The sequence below is a fragment of the Rhodococcus sp. Q1 genome (genome assembly GCF_004153645.1).
Taxonomy (GTDB): Bacteria; Actinomycetota; Actinomycetes; order Mycobacteriales; family Mycobacteriaceae; genus Rhodococcus; species Rhodococcus gordoniae.
On the sequence record NZ_SDMJ01000003.1, the window covers coordinates 86,121 to 102,409 of the forward strand.

Consider the following 16,289-nt stretch of genomic DNA (forward strand, 5'->3'; position numbering starts at 1 on the left):
CGATCAAGCCAGGCATTGCTCGGCCGTGCAGTGAAAACGGGCACCGGACGACCGCGCGATGCGAGACCGGAAGGACTCGCGCCCACCCGGCGCGAGTACACAAGCTGCGCCCCCGCGTGGCCGCTCACATCGCTGTAGTCGGTGGTGGACGCGCCCGGGGGCCTTAGGAGACCTACGTGGCCGATCAAGAGCCGCCGGAAGACAACTCGATCGAAGCGTCGGACGCAGAGGGACGAAACCTCCTCGGTCTGCCTGCCAAGATCCGCGTCCATGCCCTCGCCAAGTTGCTGGGGCTGACCAGTAAGCAGGTGATCGCGAAAGCCGCCGAGCGTGGCACCGAGCTGCGCAGTGCGCACTCGACGCTCCCTCGCGACGTCGCGGAGGGCCTGCACGCCGCGCTGAGCGATACAGGTACGCCCGAGCCTGCAGTGCAGGAAGCCGAAGCGGCTCCCGAAGCCCCAGCCGCCGAGCCCGCAGCAGAGCACACCCCCGAGCGCGCAGCCGAGACGGCGCCCGAGCCCGCGAAGGCAGAGGCAGAGGAGACTGCCGAGGCTGTGCCGGTCGAGAGCGCCGAGGCTGTGCCGGTCGAGAGCGGAGAGCTCCGGCCCGCCGAGAAGGCCTCGGACGAGACCGCGCCGCAGGCAGTGGAGACCCCGTCCGTCGGAGGACCCACCGGGCTGTTCACGTCCGTGGAGCAGAGCACGCCGCTGTTCGAGATGCCCGAGCCGTCCACCACGACCGAGTCGATCGTCGCCGCGCCGCTGTTCCTGCAGCCCGAGGTACCCTCGCCCGCCGAGGAGGAGACCCGTCCGCGGCGGCGACGTGCGCGTCGCGGCAAGGACGCCGAGCAGCCGGTGGCAGAGGAAGAGCAGCAGCCCGCCGAGTCCGCCGAAACGGCCGCCGCCGAGTCCACCGAGGAGGCGACCTCGTCGCAGGCCGAGGAAGACCAGGACGACCAGCCGCGTCGCCGTCGTCGCGGACGTCGCGGTCGTGGGCGGGGCCGTGGGGACGGCACCGACATCGAGCAGGACGAGACCACGGCGACCGGGGAGGACACCGAGTCGTCCGCCGCGGAGGCGGAGGAGTCCCCCGCCGAGGACACGTCCTCCACCGAGAAGGACACCACCGAGGAATCGACCTCGGGCGACGAGCAGAGCACCGACGAGCACGACGAGGACGACGAGCAGGGCGGGACGTCGCGTCGTCGTCGTCGCCGCCGTCGTCGTCGCGGTTCCGCCGACACCGACACCGCGAGCACCGAGGACGACTCGGTTCCCACGGTCGTCCACGAGCGGGAGCCGCGTCCGAAGAGCCGCGTCAAGGACGAGGTCCAGGGCATCAGCGGTTCGACGCGTCTCGAGGCGAAGCGTCAGCGTCGCCGCGACGGCCGCGAGGCGGGTCGCCGTCGGCCCCCGATCCTCACCGAGTCCGAGTTCCTCGCGCGTCGTGAGGCCGTCGACCGGGTGATGGTCGTGCGTGAGCGCACAGGTGGCGCCCATGCGGGAATGACGCAGGTCGCCGTGCTCGAGGACGGCATCCTCGTCGAGCACTTCGTCACGACCTCCGGGTCGGCATCGATGGTCGGCAACATCTACCTGGGCCGCGTGCAGAACGTGCTGCCGTCCATGGAGGCCGCGTTCATCGACATCGGCCGCGGACGCAACGGCGTGCTCTACGCCGGCGAGGTGAACTGGGAGGCCGCGGGCCTCGGCGGCAACTCGCGCAAGATCGAACAGGCCCTCAAGCCCGGCGACCAGGTGGTCGTGCAGGTCAGCAAGGACCCGGTCGGCCACAAGGGTGCGCGTCTGACCACCCAGATCAGCCTGGCCGGACGCTTCCTGGTGTACGTGCCGGGTGGATCGTCCACGGGCATCAGCCGCAAACTGCCCGACACCGAGCGCAAACGTCTCAAGGACGTCCTCCGCGAGATCGTCCCGGCCGAGGCGGGCGTGATCATCCGCACCGCTGCCGAGGGCGTGAGCGAGGAGGAACTCTCGCGCGACGTCACCCGGCTGCAGACGCAGTGGGAGGCGATCCGTGAGCAGTCCGAGAAGCTGCAGGCCGACGCCTCGGGACAGCCGAAAACCCTCTACGAGGAGCCGGATCTGCTCGTCAAGGTCGTGCGCGACCTGTTCAACGAGGACTTCTCCAAGCTCGTCATCGAGGGCGACTCTGCGTGGAACACCGTCGAGAGCTACATCCGCACGGTCGCGCCCGACCTGCTGCCTCGCGTCGAGCGCTACCGCTCGGAGAACTCGGTGGACGTCTTCGGCGCGCACCGCATCGACGAGCAGCTCGCGAAGGCACTCGACCGCAAGGTGTGGCTGCCCTCCGGCGGCACGCTCGTCATCGACCGCACCGAGGCGATGACCGTCATCGATGTCAATACCGGCAAGTTCACCGGTTTCGGCGGCAATCTCGAGGAGACGGTCACCCGTAACAACCTCGAGGCGGCCGAGGAGATCGTCCGGCAGATGCGCCTGCGCGACATCGGCGGCATGATCGTCGTCGACTTCATCGACATGGTGCTCGAGTCCAACCGCGATCTCGTGCTGCGGCGCCTGACCGAGGCACTCGGCCGGGACCGCACCCGCCACCAGGTCTCGGAGGTCACCTCGCTCGGCCTGGTCCAGATGACGCGTAAGCGGCTCGGGACCGGTCTCGTCGAGGCGTTCTCCACCACCTGCGAACACTGCGGTGGTCGTGGCCTCATCGTGCATTCGGAGCCGATCGAGTCGAAGTCCTCGGACGATTCGGGTCGTTCGTCCGGTGGCGGTTCGCGCCGCAAGCGCGGACGCGACAAGAGCTCGCAGGAGCCCGCCGCCGAGACGCCCACGCATTCGCCCGACGAGGTGGTCAAGCGTGCACCGCATCCTGTGGCGCTCGCGATGGCCGCACACAATTCGGCACCGGCCGAGGAAGCGTCGGCGACCGGGACGGCGCCGGCCGCCGAGGTCGATCCGGTCAAGGTCACCGAGCCGTTGAATGCCGTCGAGCCGGAGAAGGTCGCCGCACCGACGAAGGGCTCCGTCGCCGGGGAGGACGCCACCACGGTGACGACCGCCTCCGACGAGCCCGCCGAGATCGAAGCAGAGGTCGCAGCGGCCGAGTCCGCGGTCGCGGAGACCGCCGTGTCCGAGGCTGCCGCAACGGCGGCTGCCGGCTCCGAATCCGCACAGAGCACCGACGGAGCGGCTTCCGCCGGCGCCGCAGAACCGGCCCCGCGTCGCCGCCGTGCACGCAGGGTCGCCCGGGCAGCCGCCGCGCCTGCCGGGGAGACCGGGCCGGAAGCCACGGTGTTCGTCGTCCCCGTCACGGCCGACGCTTCTACCGGAGCCGAGCCGGAGTCCCCGCCGAGCACACCGGTGGAGACGCCGGTGGAGATCGTGCGGCGGCCGCGTTCGCGGCGCGCCGCGGGGCGTCCCGCGGGTCCGCCCGTCGACGCCGAGGCGTGACCTTCCGCTTCCGGGCCGGTCCACGACCGGCCCGGAAGCGGCACGACCACGCCGCCCGGTTTGACCCTGGGAGTCACCTTCCCGTAATCTTGTTCAGTCGCTACTCGGCGATAGTGCCCAGCCGCGTCCGGATTCAGGATGCCGGCGGGACCCGAGGCAGCAACCACACCAGACCAGTCGCGTCCGCAGCACTGTGGCGCGAGCACGTTCGAAGAAGCAAGGGGTAGCCGTCCGATGGCAACGTACGCGATCGTCAAGACCGGCGGTAAGCAGTACAAGGTCGCTGAAGGCGACCTCGTCAAGGTCGAGAAGATCGAGGGTGAGCCCGGCGCTGCTGTCTCGCTTGCCCCGGTCCTCGTCGTCGACGGATCCGAACTGACCACCGACGCCGACAAGCTGGCCAAGATCTCGGTCACCGGCGAGATCGTCGAGCACACCAAGGGCCCGAAGATCCGCATCCACAAGTTCAAGAACAAGACCGGGTACCACAAGCGCCAGGGCCACCGTCAGAAGCTGACGGTCGTCAAGGTCACCGGCATCAAGTAAACCGAGCTTCGAGCTTCAACCCCAGGAGGGTTCGTCATGGCACACAAGAAGGGTGCATCCAGCTCCCGTAACGGTCGCGATTCGAACGCACAGCGACTCGGCGTCAAGCGCTTCGGTGGCCAGGCCGTCAACGCCGGCGAGATCATCGTGCGCCAGCGCGGCACCCACTTCCACCCCGGCGTGAACGTGGGACGCGGCGGCGACGACACGCTGTTCGCTCTCGCGGCCGGTGCCGTCGAGTTCGGTACCAAGCGCGGTCGCAAGACCGTCAACATCGTTCCGGCTACGGCAGACGCCTGATCTGCCGTCCGGTACGGACACCGCGGGGACATCTCCCGCGACATACTCCCAATAGGGGCGGGCCAGGGTCGCACACCCTGACCCGCCCTTGTTGCGTTGATCACCACGTTTGTTCTTAGGACGAGAGAAGGTCCACCCATGTCCCGCTTCATCGACCGGGTGGTGCTGCACGTCAGCGCCGGCAAGGGCGGCAACGGCTGCGCCTCCGTCCACCGCGAGAAGTTCAAGCCGCTCGGCGGCCCCGACGGGGGTAACGGAGGCAACGGCGGCGACGTCGTCCTCGAGGTCGACCGCAATGTCCACACCCTGCTCGACTTCCACTTCCACCAGCACGCGAAGGCGACCAACGGGGCCCAGGGCGCCGGCGGGCACCGCAACGGTGCCAACGGCGGCGACCTCGTCCTGAAGGTTCCCGACGGCACCGTCGTGCTCGACGGCCAAGGCCGGATCCTCGCCGATCTCGTGGGAACCGGTACGCGTTTCGTGGCCGCGCACGGTGGTCGCGGTGGTCTCGGAAATGCTGCGCTCGCGTCGAAGGCGCGCAAGGCACCCGGTTTCGCGTTGCTCGGTGAAGAAGGCGAGGAACTGGATCTCGTCCTCGAGTTGAAGTCCGTCGCCGACGTCGGCCTCGTGGGCTTCCCGTCGGCCGGCAAGTCGTCTCTCGTGTCGGTGCTCTCGGCGGCCAAGCCGAAGATCGCCGATTATCCGTTCACCACTCTCGTGCCGAATCTCGGTGTGGTGCAGTCGGGCGACACGACCTTCACCGTTGCCGACGTGCCGGGTCTGATCCCCGGTGCGAGCGAGGGTCGCGGTCTCGGCCTCGACTTCCTGCGGCATCTCGAGCGCTGTGCCGTACTCGCACACGTCGTCGACTGCGCGACCCTCGAACCCGGCCGCGACCCGATCTCCGACATCGACGCGCTCGAGGCCGAACTCGCTGCCTACCAGCCTGCCCTGTCGGGCGACAGCGGACTCGGCGACCTGGCCGAGCGTCCCCGCATCGTGATCCTGAACAAGGCCGACGTGCCCGACGCGAAGGAACTCGCCGAGTTCGTCACCCCCGAACTCGAGGCGCGCGGATGGCCGGTCTTCACGATCTCGGCCGTGAGCCGCGACGGGCTGCGCCCCTTGACGTTCGCCCTCGCGAAGATGGTCGACGAGTACCGGGCGGCGCATCCTCCGGCCGCGCCCACCCGCCCGGTGATCCGTCCCGTCGCCCGCGACGAGGAGGCCTTCACCGTGGTCCGCGATCCCGAGGTGCCCGGCGGATTCGTCGTGCAGGGCACACGTCCCGAGCGGTGGGTGCGCCAGACGGCCTTCGACAACGACGAAGCGGTGGGTTATCTCGCCGACCGCCTCGCACGTCTCGGGGTCGAGGACAAGCTCGTCAAGCTCGGCGCGGAACCCGGATGCTGGGTCACCATCGGCGAGGTCGGCTTCGAGTGGGAACCGCAGACGCAGGCCGGCGTGGATGTCGTGCCGACCGGTCGCGGCACCGATGCCCGTCTCGATCAGGTCGACCGCGTCGGCGCCGCCGAACGCCGCCACGCCAAGAAGGTGCGCCGCGGCCTGGCCACCGACGACGAGTTCGAGTAGCCGGCCCCGCCTTCCCATCGATCAGGAAGTCCGAAGCGTACCGAGGAGAACATGAGCGACACTCGGGAGGTCATCTCCCAGGCCCGCAGCGTAGTGGTCAAGATCGGGTCGTCGGCGATCACGAGCCTGGTGGGTGGGCTCGATCGCAGCAGGCTCGACCGTCTCGTCGACGCCATCGAAGGCCGGATCGGCACGGGCGCGAGCGTCGTCGTGGTCTCGTCCGGCGCCGTCGGTGCCGGTCTCGCACCCCTCGGCCTGACCAGCAGGCCGCGGGATCTCGCGACGAAACAGGCCGCGGCGAGCGTCGGGCAACTCGCCCTCGCCCACGCGTGGGGTACCTCCTTCGCCCGCTACGACCGCACCGTGGGCCAGGTGCTGCTCACCGCCGACGACATCGGCCGGCGCACCCAGCACCGCAACGCGCAACGCACGCTCGACCGCCTGCGCTCGCTCGGGGCGGTTCCGGTGGTCAACGAGAACGACACCGTCGCCACCGTCGAACTGCGCTTCGGCGACAACGACCGCCTCGCCGCGCTGGTCGCGCATCTCATCGGCGCCGACGCGCTGATCCTGCTCTCCGACGTCGACGGCCTGTACGACGGTGATCCGCGTAAGGGCGCCGCGAACCTCATCCCCGAGGTGCGCACCCCCGAGGATCTGGACGGCGTGGTCGCCGGATCGGGTGGGGCTCTCGGCACCGGTGGCATGGCGTCGAAACTGTCCGCGGCCCGCCTCGCGGCGGATTCCGGGGTGCCGGTGCTGCTCGCCGCGGCCTCCCAGGCCGACCGCGCTCTTGCCGCCGCCGACGTCGGCACGGCCTTCGCCGCTCGTCCCCAGCGCCTGTCCGCGCGGCGCTTCTGGGTGCGTCACGCCGCCGACGTGCACGGTTCGCTGTATCTCGACGAGGGTGCCGTGCGGGCCGTGATGGAACGGCGCCGCTCGCTGCTCGCTGCCGGGATCACCGGCACCAGTGGCGGTTTCCACGCCGGCGACGTCGTGGGCATCGTCGCGCCCGACGGCCGCACGGTCGCTCGCGGTGTGGTGGCCTACGACGCGTCCGAACTCGATTTCATGATCGGCTTCTCCACGGGTCAGCTGCCGCCGGATCTCCAGCGACCCGTCGTGCACGCGGACGATCTCGTGCGGGTGGTCTGACCGCCGTCACAGACCGGGCGCGGTCACCGCATCGGCCAGGAACGCGAGCGTCTCCGACGTGCCGGCGTCGAGCTTGAGAGTCGCCAGCGCATCACCGCGTGTAGCGCCACGATTGATCACCACCACCGGGATGTCCTGCTGCGCGGCGCGGCGCACGAAACGCAATCCCGACTGCACCGACAGCGAACTGCCGGCGACCAGCAGGGCGTCGGCGCCGTCCACGACGGAAAAAGCGAGATCGACGCGCGGGCGCGGAACCGTCTCCCCGAAGTACACGATGTCGGGCTTGAGCATCCCGCCGCAGCGCTCGCAGTCGACCACGACGAAGTCCTCGGTGTCGGTGACCACCGCGTCGGCGTCGGGAGCGACCTCGAGGCCGGTCGTCGCGCGGACCCGGTCGTCGAATCCCGGATTGGCCGCGCACAGCCGTTCGTGCAGCGTGAACCGGGAGATGCGGTATTCACACGACAGGCACCGGACCTGCGCATAGGTGCCGTGCAGGTCGACGACCCGGCGGCTGCCGGCCTTCGTGTGCAGCAGGTCGACGTTCTGGGTGATCACACCGACGACGGATCCGGCGCGTTCGAGGGATGCGAGGGCACGGTGCCCGGCGTTGGGCCGGGCGGCGTCCATGTGTCTCCAGCCGACATGGTTGCGGGCCCAGTAACGCTGCCGGAACTCCGCATCGCCGACGAACTGCTGGAAGGTCATCGGATTGCGCGGGGGCGAGTCCGGTCCGCGATAGTCGGGGATACCGGAATCCGTCGACAGGCCGGCGCCGGTGAGAACGGCGATCCGACGTCCGTGCAGGAGCGTGTGCAGGTCGTCGGAGCGGAGTGAAAGGTCGATCACCCCATCTACGGTAGGCCGGTTCCGGAAACCGGCGCTGTGGGCAGGAGCGCACGGACCGCGTCGATCGTGTCGGCGTCGCCGGCCGACTTGTCGGGTCGGTAGCGCAGCACCCGCGCGAACCGCAACGCGACCCCACCCGGATATCGGCTGCTGGTCTGCACCCCGTCGAGTTCGATCTCGACGACGATCGCGGGTCGGAGGTGGACGGTGTGCTCGTCGCGATGCGACTCGTACCGCGGGAATTCCTCTGTCTGCCACTGCAGCAACGCATCGGTGAGGCCCTTGAAGGTCTTTCCGACCATGATCGGTGGGCCGCCGTCCGGGTCGCGGGCGCCCAGGTGCAGATTCGACAGGAAACCGGTGCGGCGCCCGTATCCCCATTCCGCGGCGAGCACCACGAGATCGAGGGTGTGCTCCGGTTTGACCTTCTGCCACGCCCGGCCCCGGCGGCCGGCGGTATAGGTCGACGTGAGCGACTTCACCATGACGCCCTCGTGGCCGTTGCCGAGCGAGTCGCCGAGATGGGCCTCGGCGCTGTCGGCGTCCGGAGCGACCAGCGTCGGGATGCGATGTTCACCCGCGACGCGGGCGAGATGGTCGAGTCGTACCGACAACGGCTCGTCGAGCAGGTCGTCGCCGTCGAGGTGCAGGCAGTCGAAGAAATACGGGTGCAACAGCAGTTCGCGTTCGGAACGGGCACCGAACCGGCTCATGGTCTCCTGGAACGGCCGGGGACGCCCGGAATCGGTGAGCGCGAGCGTCTCGCCGTCGAGCACGACACTGCGACAGGGAAGTGCCCGTACGAGATCGACCAGTTCGGGGACCGAAGTGGTGATGTCGCGCAGGGTGCGGGTGAAGATCCATACGGCGTCGTCCCGGCGGTGCACCTGGATGCGGGCACCGTCGAGTTTGTACTCCACGCTCACGGCACCGTCGAACTCGGTGAGCGCGGCGTCGAGGGATTCGGCGGGGGAGGCGAGCATCGGCCGGACCGGTCGGCCGAGTTCGAGGCCGAACCCGGCGAGGGCGTCCACACCGCCCTCGAAGGCCGCTGCTGCGGCCTGGGCCAATCGGCCGGACAACATCACCGCCCGGCGGACCGGCTCCACCGCGAGACCGGCCGCAGCCGCGACCGCATCGGTCATGACCCCTTCGAGAGCCCCCTGTCTCAGCTCACCTCCCAGGAGTGCGACGAGGAAGCGCTGCTCGGCCTCGGTGGCCTGCTCGAACAGTTCCACGAGCAGGTGCTGCCGCGCGGCGGCGGATCCGGGTCCGGAGATGCCGGCGAGCCGGTCGAGCAGGCCCGAGACCTGGTCCACGGAGAGTGTCGGCTCCGCGGCGACCGGTGCGGACAGAGCTGCGAGGGTGCGGAAGCCGACCCCGAGGCGACCCTGTGTCATCTCCCCGGACAGCCATGAGACCACCGATTCGACCTCGTGGGGTTCGGCACGGTCGAGCAGTTCGCGTAGCAGGTCGATCTTGGTGCGTCGTGACCGTGTGGCGGCGACGGCGACGGAGGTGTCGACAACCGAGTGCAGCAGCATCGCTTCGACGTTAGCGTCCCGCTGTGCCGGGCGGAGGAAATCGTGCGTCGGTGGTGTATTTCCTCACCGAGGCGGGAATCGAGAGGCGAGGATGGTGCACGAGAGGGAAAGGCGGGAGGCGCCGATGAGCAAGGACGCCGATGCAGTCGAGCTCGACGTGGACGGTCGCACGGTGCGTATCTCGCACCCCGAGCGCGTGTACTTCCCCGAGATCGGGGCGACCAAGCTCGACCTCGCGAACTACTACCTGAGCGTGGGGGAGGGGATCGTCCGGGCGCTCCGCGAACGGCCCTGCATGCTGCACCGGTTCCCCGACGGGCTCGAAGGGCAGAAGGTGCACCAGAAGCGGCTGCCCCGCGGGGCGCCGGACTGGGTGGAGACCGTCCGGGTGCACTTCCCGCGCTACGACCGTGATGCCGACGAGCTGTGCGTCACCCATCTCGCCGACGTCGTGTGGGCCGTGCAGATGTCGACCGTGGAGTTCCATCCCTGGAACTCGCGGCGCAGCGACGTGGAGCGGCCCGACGAGTGGCGGATCGACCTCGACCCGATGCCCGACTGCGATTTCGGCCGGGTCCGGCGCGTCGCGGCGGTGGCGCACGAAGTGCTCGACGAGCTCGGTGCCGTGGGCTGGCCGAAGACCTCGGGAGGAGACGGTCTGCACATCTACGTTCGCATCGCACCCGAATGGGGTTTCGACGACGTCCGAAGGGCCGCATGGGCTTTCGCACGTGAAGTGGAACGGCGCGCATCCGGCGACGTGACCACGGCATGGTGGCGCAAGGAACGCGACCCGGCGGCGGTCTTCGTCGACTACAACCAGAACTCGCGCGACCACACGATCGCCAGTGCCTATTCGGTCCGCGGTGTGCCCGGGGCGACGGTCTCCACCCCCGTGCGGTGGGACGAGATCGACGATCTCGACCCGAGGGACTTCACGATCCGGACCGTACCGCAGCGCGTCGAGGAGCTCGGCGACCTGCACGCGGGTATCGACGACGCGGTCTTCTCCCTCGATCCGTTGCTCGAATGGGCGGAACGCGACGAGAAGCAGGAGAAGGGGTCGGAGTGAGCCCGGTGGCCTCGTGGGCGTGGCCTGACAGCCGCGGCCTAATATCCGGCGCTGGGGTCGACGACCCCGATCGGTACGAGTCCGGATGCGAAGCGCGTGACGTTCTCGGTGACGTGCTCGAGATAGGCCGGGATACGTAGCGGCGGCGGATTGGAATCGTGGGGTGTGATCACGGCGTTGGGCAGGGTCCACAACGGATGATCGTCCGGGAGCGGTTCGGGGTCGGTGACGTCGAGACCTGCGCCGCCGATCGCGCCGGACCGGAGTGCGGCGACGAGGGCATCGGTGTCGACGAGTTCGCCGTGGGACACGTTGACGACCCACGCCGTGGATTTCATCGCGGTGAGTTCAGTGGCGCCGACGAGGGTCTCGACGTCTCGGGTGGCCGTTGCGGAGATGACGACATGATCTGCGAGAGGCCATAACTCGTCGATCCGTTCGACGGGGAATGTCTCGACGGCCCCGGGTACGGGACGGCCGCTCCGGGTGACGGCGAGGGTGTGGGCGCCCAGTGCGGCCAGCATCGGGATCAGCGCCCGGCCGACACCACCTGCGCCGACGATCCCGACGGTCGCGCCCCGGAGGGTGCCGACGGCCGGAGCGAGGCTCTCGGGTGCCCACGATGTGGCGGCCAGGTGCGCCGGTAACGCCCGGACCCCGGCGAGGAGAAGGAGAAGGGCATGTTCGGCGACGGCCGCCGAGTACGCGCCCGCGGCGGACGTCCAGGTGACCCGCGGGTGGGCCTTGACGACACCCTGCGACAACCAGTACTCGACTCCGGCGGAGGGGAGCTGCACCCAACGGACGGAGGCGGGTAGGGCCTCGGGGAAGTTCTGTGGCCCGGCAGTCCAGACGAGCGCGTCGGGGGCGTCCTCGAGCCTGCAGCACACACCGCCCCCAGCCGCGACCGCCCGTTCGAAGCGGGGGTCGCGCTCGGGACCGACAGCGATGCGGGGCGCACGCTCGGGAGTCATGTTCTCGACTCTAAGCGTCCGCCCCGCATCGGTCACGTGGTTACCGCGCTCAGGCGGGTTCCTCGATCAACGGGTACACACCGTTCTCGTCGTGCACCTCGCGGCCGGTCACCGGGGGGTTGAAGACGCAGAGCATGCGCATCCGCGTCTCCGGGAGCACACGGTGACGCTCGTGCCCGTCGAGCAGGTACATCGAGCCCGGGGCGAGCTCGTACTCCACGTCGTTGTCGAGATCCTGCAGCTTGCCGGTGCCCTCGACCAGCCACACGGCTTCGACGTGGTTGGCGTAGTGGAACTCGTTGACGGTGCCGGGCTCGATGGTCGTCTCGTGGAACGAGAAGCCCACCTTGTCGCCGGCGAGGATGATGCGCTTGCTGCGCCACTGGCCGTCCTCGGAGACGACATCGCGCTCGGTGCCGGTGATCTCTTCTGTCGTGCGAACGATCATGGGTGTCGAAAGTCCTTCTTCTGCAAATCGGTTCGGGACGGGCGGAGAAGCGGACCGCTCAGGAGCGGACCTTGGCGGTCGCTTCCGCGAGGATGTTGAGCCCGAACTCGAGTTCGTCGTCGGTGATGGTCAGCGGCGGCAGCAGCTTGACGACCTCGTCCGACGGACCGGAGGTCTCGGCGAGCAGACCCTCCTCGAAGGCCAGGGCGCAGACCTTCTCGGCGTCGTCCGGGTTCTCGAAGACCAGACCCTGGACCAGGCCGCGGCCGCGGGTCGAGACACCGTCGAACATGTCGGACAGGTTCATGAAGGTCTGACGGATGCGCTCGCCCTTGCGCAGGGTCTCGCGCTCGAGCTTGTCGTCGGACCAGTAGTGCTCGAGGGCGGCGGCGGCCGTCACGAAGGCCGGGTTGTTGCCGCGGAAGGTGCCGTTGTGCTCGCCCGGCCCCCACACGTCGAGCTCACGCTTGAACAGGGTGAGCGCCAACGGCATTCCGTAGCCACCGATCGACTTGGACAGGGTCACGATGTCGGGCGTGATGCCGGCGATCTCGAACGAGAAGAACGGACCGGTGCGGCCGCAGCCCATCTGCACGTCGTCGACGATGAGCAGGATGTCGCGTTCCCGGCACAGGTCGGCGAGAGCGCGAAGCCATTCGGGGCGAGCGACATTCACGCCACCCTCACCCTGCACGGTCTCGACGATGACCGCGGCGGGACGGTTGAGTCCGCTGCCCGCGTCGTCGAGGACGCGCGAGAACCACTGGAAATCCTCGGTGACGCCGTTGAAGTAGTTGTCGAACGGCATCGGCGTGGCGTGCACGAGGGGGATGCCTGCGCCGGCGCGCTTCATGGAGTTACCGGTCACCGACAGGGCGCCCAGGGTCATACCGTGGAAAGCGTTGGTGAAGTTGATGATCGACTCGCGGCCGGTGACCTTGCGGGCGAGCTTGAGCGCCGCCTCGACCGCGTTGGTGCCGGTCGGGCCGGGGAACTGGACCTTGTAGTCCAGGCCGCGGGGTGCGAGCACGTGGGACTCGAAGGTCTCGAGGAGCGTGCGCTTGGCGACGGTGTGCATGTCGAGGCCGTGGGTGATGCCGTCGCCCATGATGTAGTCGACGAGCGCCGACTTGAGAACAGGGTTGTTGTGGCCGTAGTTCAGGGCTCCGGCGCCGGCGAAGAAGTCGAGGTAGTCCTTCCCGTCCTCGCTGCGCAGCCAGGATCCCGATGCCTTGTCGAAAACGACGGGCCAACCGCGGCTGTAACTGCGGACCTCGGATTCGAGGTGCGAGAAAATTGCGGTGTCGGAATTGGGCGTGGTCTCGGGCTTGTTTTCCAGGATGGTCATGTCGTGGTCCTCCTGTGATTATTCGAAGATTATGGGATTTCCGCGCGCAGATGCGCTGCGATCATTCGCCGACGGTGTACAGATCCTCGGCCAGGTGGGAATCGGGGAAATCGTCGGGTGCAAACAACTCTGTGCGAGTGATATGCGTTCCACGGCGACGTGCGAGAGCGGTGAACATTGCGATCGATGCCTCGTTGTCGGGGCTCACCGTCGTTTCCAGACGGGTCACGCCGAGCGGCTCGAGTCGGTCGAGGAGGGCATCGAGCATGCGGCCCGCCACTCCGCGTCCACGCTGATCGGCGTCGACCGCGACCTGCCAGACGAACAGTGTGTGCGGGGAATCGGGACGGCGGTAGCCGGTCACGAACCCCACAGGGCGATCGGTATCGTCGGTTGCGACAACCGATGTGTCGGCGAAATCGCGACACCACAACACATATGCGTAACCGGAATTGACGTCGAGAACCTGCGAATCACGCGCGATCTGCCAGAGTCGTCTACCGTCGGCGATACGCGGACGCCGGAATTCGATTGCAGCCGGCTCACTACCGGACTCGGATGCGGCCACGCCCCGAGGGGTGGTCGCGATATTCGATTCAGCCGAGTCGGGGGTCGGGGTACTTCTTTCCTTGACGGGCCTCATATGTCCTTTCAACCTAACAACTTCCGGTATCGAGATCACCTCGATGCCCGGAATCGGGATCGGAACCCTGTGGTCCGTGCAGGTGGAGCGCATGTTGTGATACCGGTCACAAACATGTTACGTCGGTCCTCCTCGTGGCGATTACTTCGGGCTCGCGAGTGCGTACGGCAACACCGCGTCGGCTCCCGCGGCGACGAGGGTTCTCGCCGCCATGGTGAACGTCCAGCCGGTGTCGGTCACCGCGTCGACGAGGAGGATCGGACCACTCGACCCGACCGTGTCGGGTTGTTCCCACGCATCGATCAACGCGGCGACCCGGTATGCCGAGTTCGCTGCCGTGGGCTCCGTATTCCCGCTACGGCGTCGTAGTACACCTAGATCTCGTAATCGTCCGATTTGTGCCAATCGTGACGCGAGGGACTCCACGAGGAGGGGGTGGTCGGGGGATTCCAGCGCCATGACCGCGGTCGGTCGTTCCTCCCAGTCCCACGCGGCGAGCACCGCGATCGACGCGTCGACCACCGCCTTCGGTACCTCGCGATCCGGCCCGTCGAGCAGTTCCCGGAGTCGAGGCCCCCAGCCCAGATCCGACAGCCGACCCAGGACGCGGCCGGGACGAGGTCCGTCCGCGATCCGTCCCGACAGGGGAATCCCGAGCGTCGACATCCCGGTGGGCCACTGGCGGCGCGGCGGCAGATCGACGCCGGGGCGTTCGAGTCGGGCCCGGGTCCGGGCGACCTCGTCGTCGCCGACGGACGTCGCCCATCGGGAGCCGGTGCAGTTGTCGCAGCGACCGCAGCCGGTGCCCTGCGCATCGAGTCCGGGGTCGTCGAGCTGGCGACGCAGGAAGACCATGCGGCATTCGGTGGTGTGCTCGTATTCGAGCATTGCCTCCTGCTCCGCCGCGCGTGCCTCCTCGAGGCGCCCGTACCGCTCGTCGTCGTACACCCACGGCTGCCCGGTGGCGATCCAGCCACCCTTGACCCTCTTCACAGCTCCGTCGACATCGAGAACCTTGAGGACCATCTCCAGGCGTGAGCGGGTGAGGTCGACCCGAGGTTCGAGGGCGGGGGTCGACACCGGCCGTTCGATATCGAGCGCCTCGATCACACGACGGACGAGAGTCTCGTCCGGGAAGGCGACGGACGCGAACCACTGCCAGATCCGGCGGTCTTCCGGGCCGGGGAGCAGGACCACCTCGGCACGGTCGGTGGAGCGACCCGCGCGCCCCACCTGCTGGTAGTAGGAGATCGGCGACGACGGGGCACCGAGATGGACCACGAAGCCGAGGTCGGGCTTGTCGAAACCCATGCCGAGTGCCGAGGTGGCGATGAGTGCCTTGACCTTGTTGTCGAGCAGGTCGGCCTCGAGTTGTTCGCGTTCGGTCGGTTCGGTCTGCCCGGTGTACGCGGCCACCGCGTAACCGTGGTCGGCCAGGAGCGCTGCGAGGTCGCGGGCGGCGGAGACCGTCAACGCGTAGACGATGCCCGAGCCCGGCAGGTCCTTCAGATGCTGCGCGAGCCACGCCGCACGCCGTGCCGGCTCGTCGATCCGCACCACCGACAGGTGCAGCGACGGACGGTCGAGCCCGCCGCGCAGCACGAGTGTCTCGCCGGGGCCGGGATCGCTGCTTCCGTCGACATCGGCGTTCCCGCCCACACCGAGTTGTGCGGCGATGTCCGCCACCACCCGATCGTTGGCGGTCGCGGTCGTCGCCAGCACCGGGATGTCGTCGCCGAGTTCGGAGACGAGGGTGCGGATTCGGCGGTAGTCGGGCCGGAAGTCGTGACCCCAGTCCGACACGCAGTGCGCCTCGTCGACGACCACCAGTCCGGCATCGCGGGCGAGAGACGGTAGCACCTGGTCGCGGAAGTCGGGATTGTTGAGGCGCTCGGGGCTCACGAGGAGTACGTCGACCTCGCCCGCCGCGATCTGCTCGTGGATCGAGTCCCACTCCGTGACATTGCCGGAGTTGATGGTCGCCGCGTGGACGCCGGCCCGCTCGGCGGCCGCGACCTGGTTCCGCATCAGCGCGAGCAGCGGCGAGACGATCACGGTCGGACCCCGGCCCTGCCGACGCAACAACTTGGCGGAGATGAAGTAGACGGCCGACTTCCCCCAGCCCGTGCGCTGCACGACGAGGGCGCGGCGACGGTGCACCACGAGCGCTTCGATCGCGACCCACTGGTCGCCGCGGAGCCGGGCGTCGGGACCCGCCAGTTCGCGGAGGAGATGCTCGGCGTCGTCGCGCAAAAGCTCGGTGGAGTTCGTCATGCTGCAATCGTGCCCGACGTCGTTCCGTCACGGCAGCGGTGAGCGGTTCGTCGCGGGCGGTGAACGGTACCGATGCGGCGGC

Annotated in this window: 13 protein-coding genes; 6 read left to right on the forward strand and 7 right to left on the reverse strand. The window is 68.7% G+C overall.

The features are described from left to right. Positions 1 to 176: 176 nt before the first annotated feature. The 5 genes from EQ874_RS08905 (at position 177) to proB (ending at position 7,052) form a co-directional block, all read left to right on the forward strand. On the forward strand, positions 177 to 3,455 hold the full coding sequence (locus EQ874_RS08905; RefSeq protein WP_129976563.1) for a translation initiation factor IF-2 N-terminal domain-containing protein: 3,279 nt from the start codon (positions 177 to 179) through the stop codon (positions 3,453 to 3,455). Between the two features lie 234 nt (positions 3,456 to 3,689). Further along, positions 3,690 to 4,001 carry a 50S ribosomal protein L21 gene (gene rplU / locus EQ874_RS08910; protein ID WP_129976564.1) on the forward strand — a complete coding sequence of 104 codons (312 nt, stop codon included), beginning with the start codon at positions 3,690 to 3,692 and terminating at the stop codon, positions 3,999 to 4,001. A 36-nt stretch (positions 4,002 to 4,037) separates the two neighbouring features. Beyond that, positions 4,038 to 4,301 carry a 50S ribosomal protein L27 gene (rpmA, locus tag EQ874_RS08915; protein ID WP_016934951.1) on the forward strand — a complete coding sequence of 88 codons (264 nt, stop codon included), beginning with the start codon at positions 4,038 to 4,040 and terminating at the stop codon, positions 4,299 to 4,301. Between the two features lie 138 nt (positions 4,302 to 4,439). Continuing rightward, entirely contained in the window at positions 4,440 to 5,897 is a 1,458-nt protein-coding gene (obgE, locus tag EQ874_RS08920) for a GTPase ObgE (protein ID WP_064063339.1), read from the forward strand. Positions 5,898 to 5,948: 51 nt separating this feature from the next. Continuing rightward, positions 5,949 to 7,052, forward strand: a complete 1,104-nt coding sequence (gene proB / locus EQ874_RS08925; RefSeq protein ID WP_016935406.1) for a glutamate 5-kinase — start codon at positions 5,949 to 5,951, stop codon at positions 7,050 to 7,052. A 6-nt stretch (positions 7,053 to 7,058) separates the two neighbouring features. Here the strand turns inward: proB and EQ874_RS08930 are convergent, their stop codons facing one another. Together EQ874_RS08930 and EQ874_RS08935 are read right to left on the reverse strand one after the other, a co-directional pair. Further along, positions 7,059 to 7,904, reverse strand: coding sequence for an NAD-dependent protein deacetylase (locus EQ874_RS08930; RefSeq protein ID WP_064063340.1), 846 nt, complete (start codon positions 7,902 to 7,904; stop codon positions 7,059 to 7,061). Positions 7,905 to 7,909: 5 nt separating this feature from the next. Then, entirely contained in the window at positions 7,910 to 9,448 is a 1,539-nt protein-coding gene (locus EQ874_RS08935; protein WP_129976565.1) for an ATP-dependent DNA ligase, read from the reverse strand. Positions 9,449 to 9,572: 124 nt separating this feature from the next. Between EQ874_RS08935 and ligD the strand changes: the two genes are divergently transcribed. Then, positions 9,573 to 10,520, forward strand: a complete 948-nt coding sequence (ligD, locus tag EQ874_RS08940) for a non-homologous end-joining DNA ligase (RefSeq protein ID WP_129976566.1) — start codon at positions 9,573 to 9,575, stop codon at positions 10,518 to 10,520. Positions 10,521 to 10,558: 38 nt separating this feature from the next. On the opposite strand, the gene EQ874_RS08945 is transcribed toward ligD, so the two are convergent. The 5 genes from EQ874_RS08945 to EQ874_RS08965 form a co-directional block, all read right to left on the reverse strand. Further along, positions 10,559 to 11,494 (reverse strand): D-isomer specific 2-hydroxyacid dehydrogenase family protein, encoded by a 936-nt coding sequence (locus tag EQ874_RS08945; RefSeq protein ID WP_129976567.1) that lies wholly within the window; start codon positions 11,492 to 11,494, stop codon positions 10,559 to 10,561. A gap of 49 nt (positions 11,495 to 11,543) precedes the next feature. Beyond that, positions 11,544 to 11,942 carry an ectoine synthase gene (locus tag EQ874_RS08950; protein ID WP_064063344.1) on the reverse strand — a complete coding sequence of 133 codons (399 nt, stop codon included), beginning with the start codon at positions 11,940 to 11,942 and terminating at the stop codon, positions 11,544 to 11,546. Positions 11,943 to 12,000: 58 nt separating this feature from the next. Continuing rightward, on the reverse strand, positions 12,001 to 13,290 hold the full coding sequence (ectB, locus tag EQ874_RS08955; RefSeq protein WP_129976568.1) for a diaminobutyrate--2-oxoglutarate transaminase: 1,290 nt from the start codon (positions 13,288 to 13,290) through the stop codon (positions 12,001 to 12,003). Positions 13,291 to 13,351: 61 nt separating this feature from the next. Then, positions 13,352 to 13,822 carry a diaminobutyrate acetyltransferase gene (gene ectA, locus EQ874_RS08960; RefSeq protein WP_347400872.1) on the reverse strand — a complete coding sequence of 157 codons (471 nt, stop codon included), beginning with the start codon at positions 13,820 to 13,822 and terminating at the stop codon, positions 13,352 to 13,354. Positions 13,823 to 14,074: 252 nt separating this feature from the next. Continuing rightward, entirely contained in the window at positions 14,075 to 16,207 is a 2,133-nt protein-coding gene (locus EQ874_RS08965; protein WP_129976569.1) for a DEAD/DEAH box helicase, read from the reverse strand. Between the last annotated feature and the right edge of the window lie 82 nt (positions 16,208 to 16,289).

Coding starts and splice junctions, on each gene's coding strand:
- rplU (WP_129976564.1), top strand. CDS start 3,690: ATGGCAACGTACGCGATCGTCAAGACCGGCGGTAAGCAGTACAAGGTC.
- rpmA (WP_016934951.1), top strand. CDS start 4,038: ATGGCACACAAGAAGGGTGCATCCAGCTCCCGTAACGGTCGCGATTCG.
- obgE (WP_064063339.1), top strand. CDS start 4,440: ATGTCCCGCTTCATCGACCGGGTGGTGCTGCACGTCAGCGCCGGCAAG.
- proB (WP_016935406.1), top strand. CDS start 5,949: ATGAGCGACACTCGGGAGGTCATCTCCCAGGCCCGCAGCGTAGTGGTC.
- EQ874_RS08935 (WP_129976565.1), bottom strand. CDS start 9,448: ATGCTGCTGCACTCGGTTGTCGACACCTCCGTCGCCGTCGCCGCCACA.
- ligD (WP_129976566.1), top strand. CDS start 9,573: ATGAGCAAGGACGCCGATGCAGTCGAGCTCGACGTGGACGGTCGCACG.
- EQ874_RS08945 (WP_129976567.1), bottom strand. CDS start 11,494: ATGACTCCCGAGCGTGCGCCCCGCATCGCTGTCGGTCCCGAGCGCGAC.
- EQ874_RS08950 (WP_064063344.1), bottom strand. CDS start 11,942: ATGATCGTTCGCACGACAGAAGAGATCACCGGCACCGAGCGCGATGTC.
- ectB (WP_129976568.1), bottom strand. CDS start 13,290: ATGACCATCCTGGAAAACAAGCCCGAGACCACGCCCAATTCCGACACC.
- EQ874_RS08965 (WP_129976569.1), bottom strand. CDS start 16,207: ATGACGAACTCCACCGAGCTTTTGCGCGACGACGCCGAGCATCTCCTC.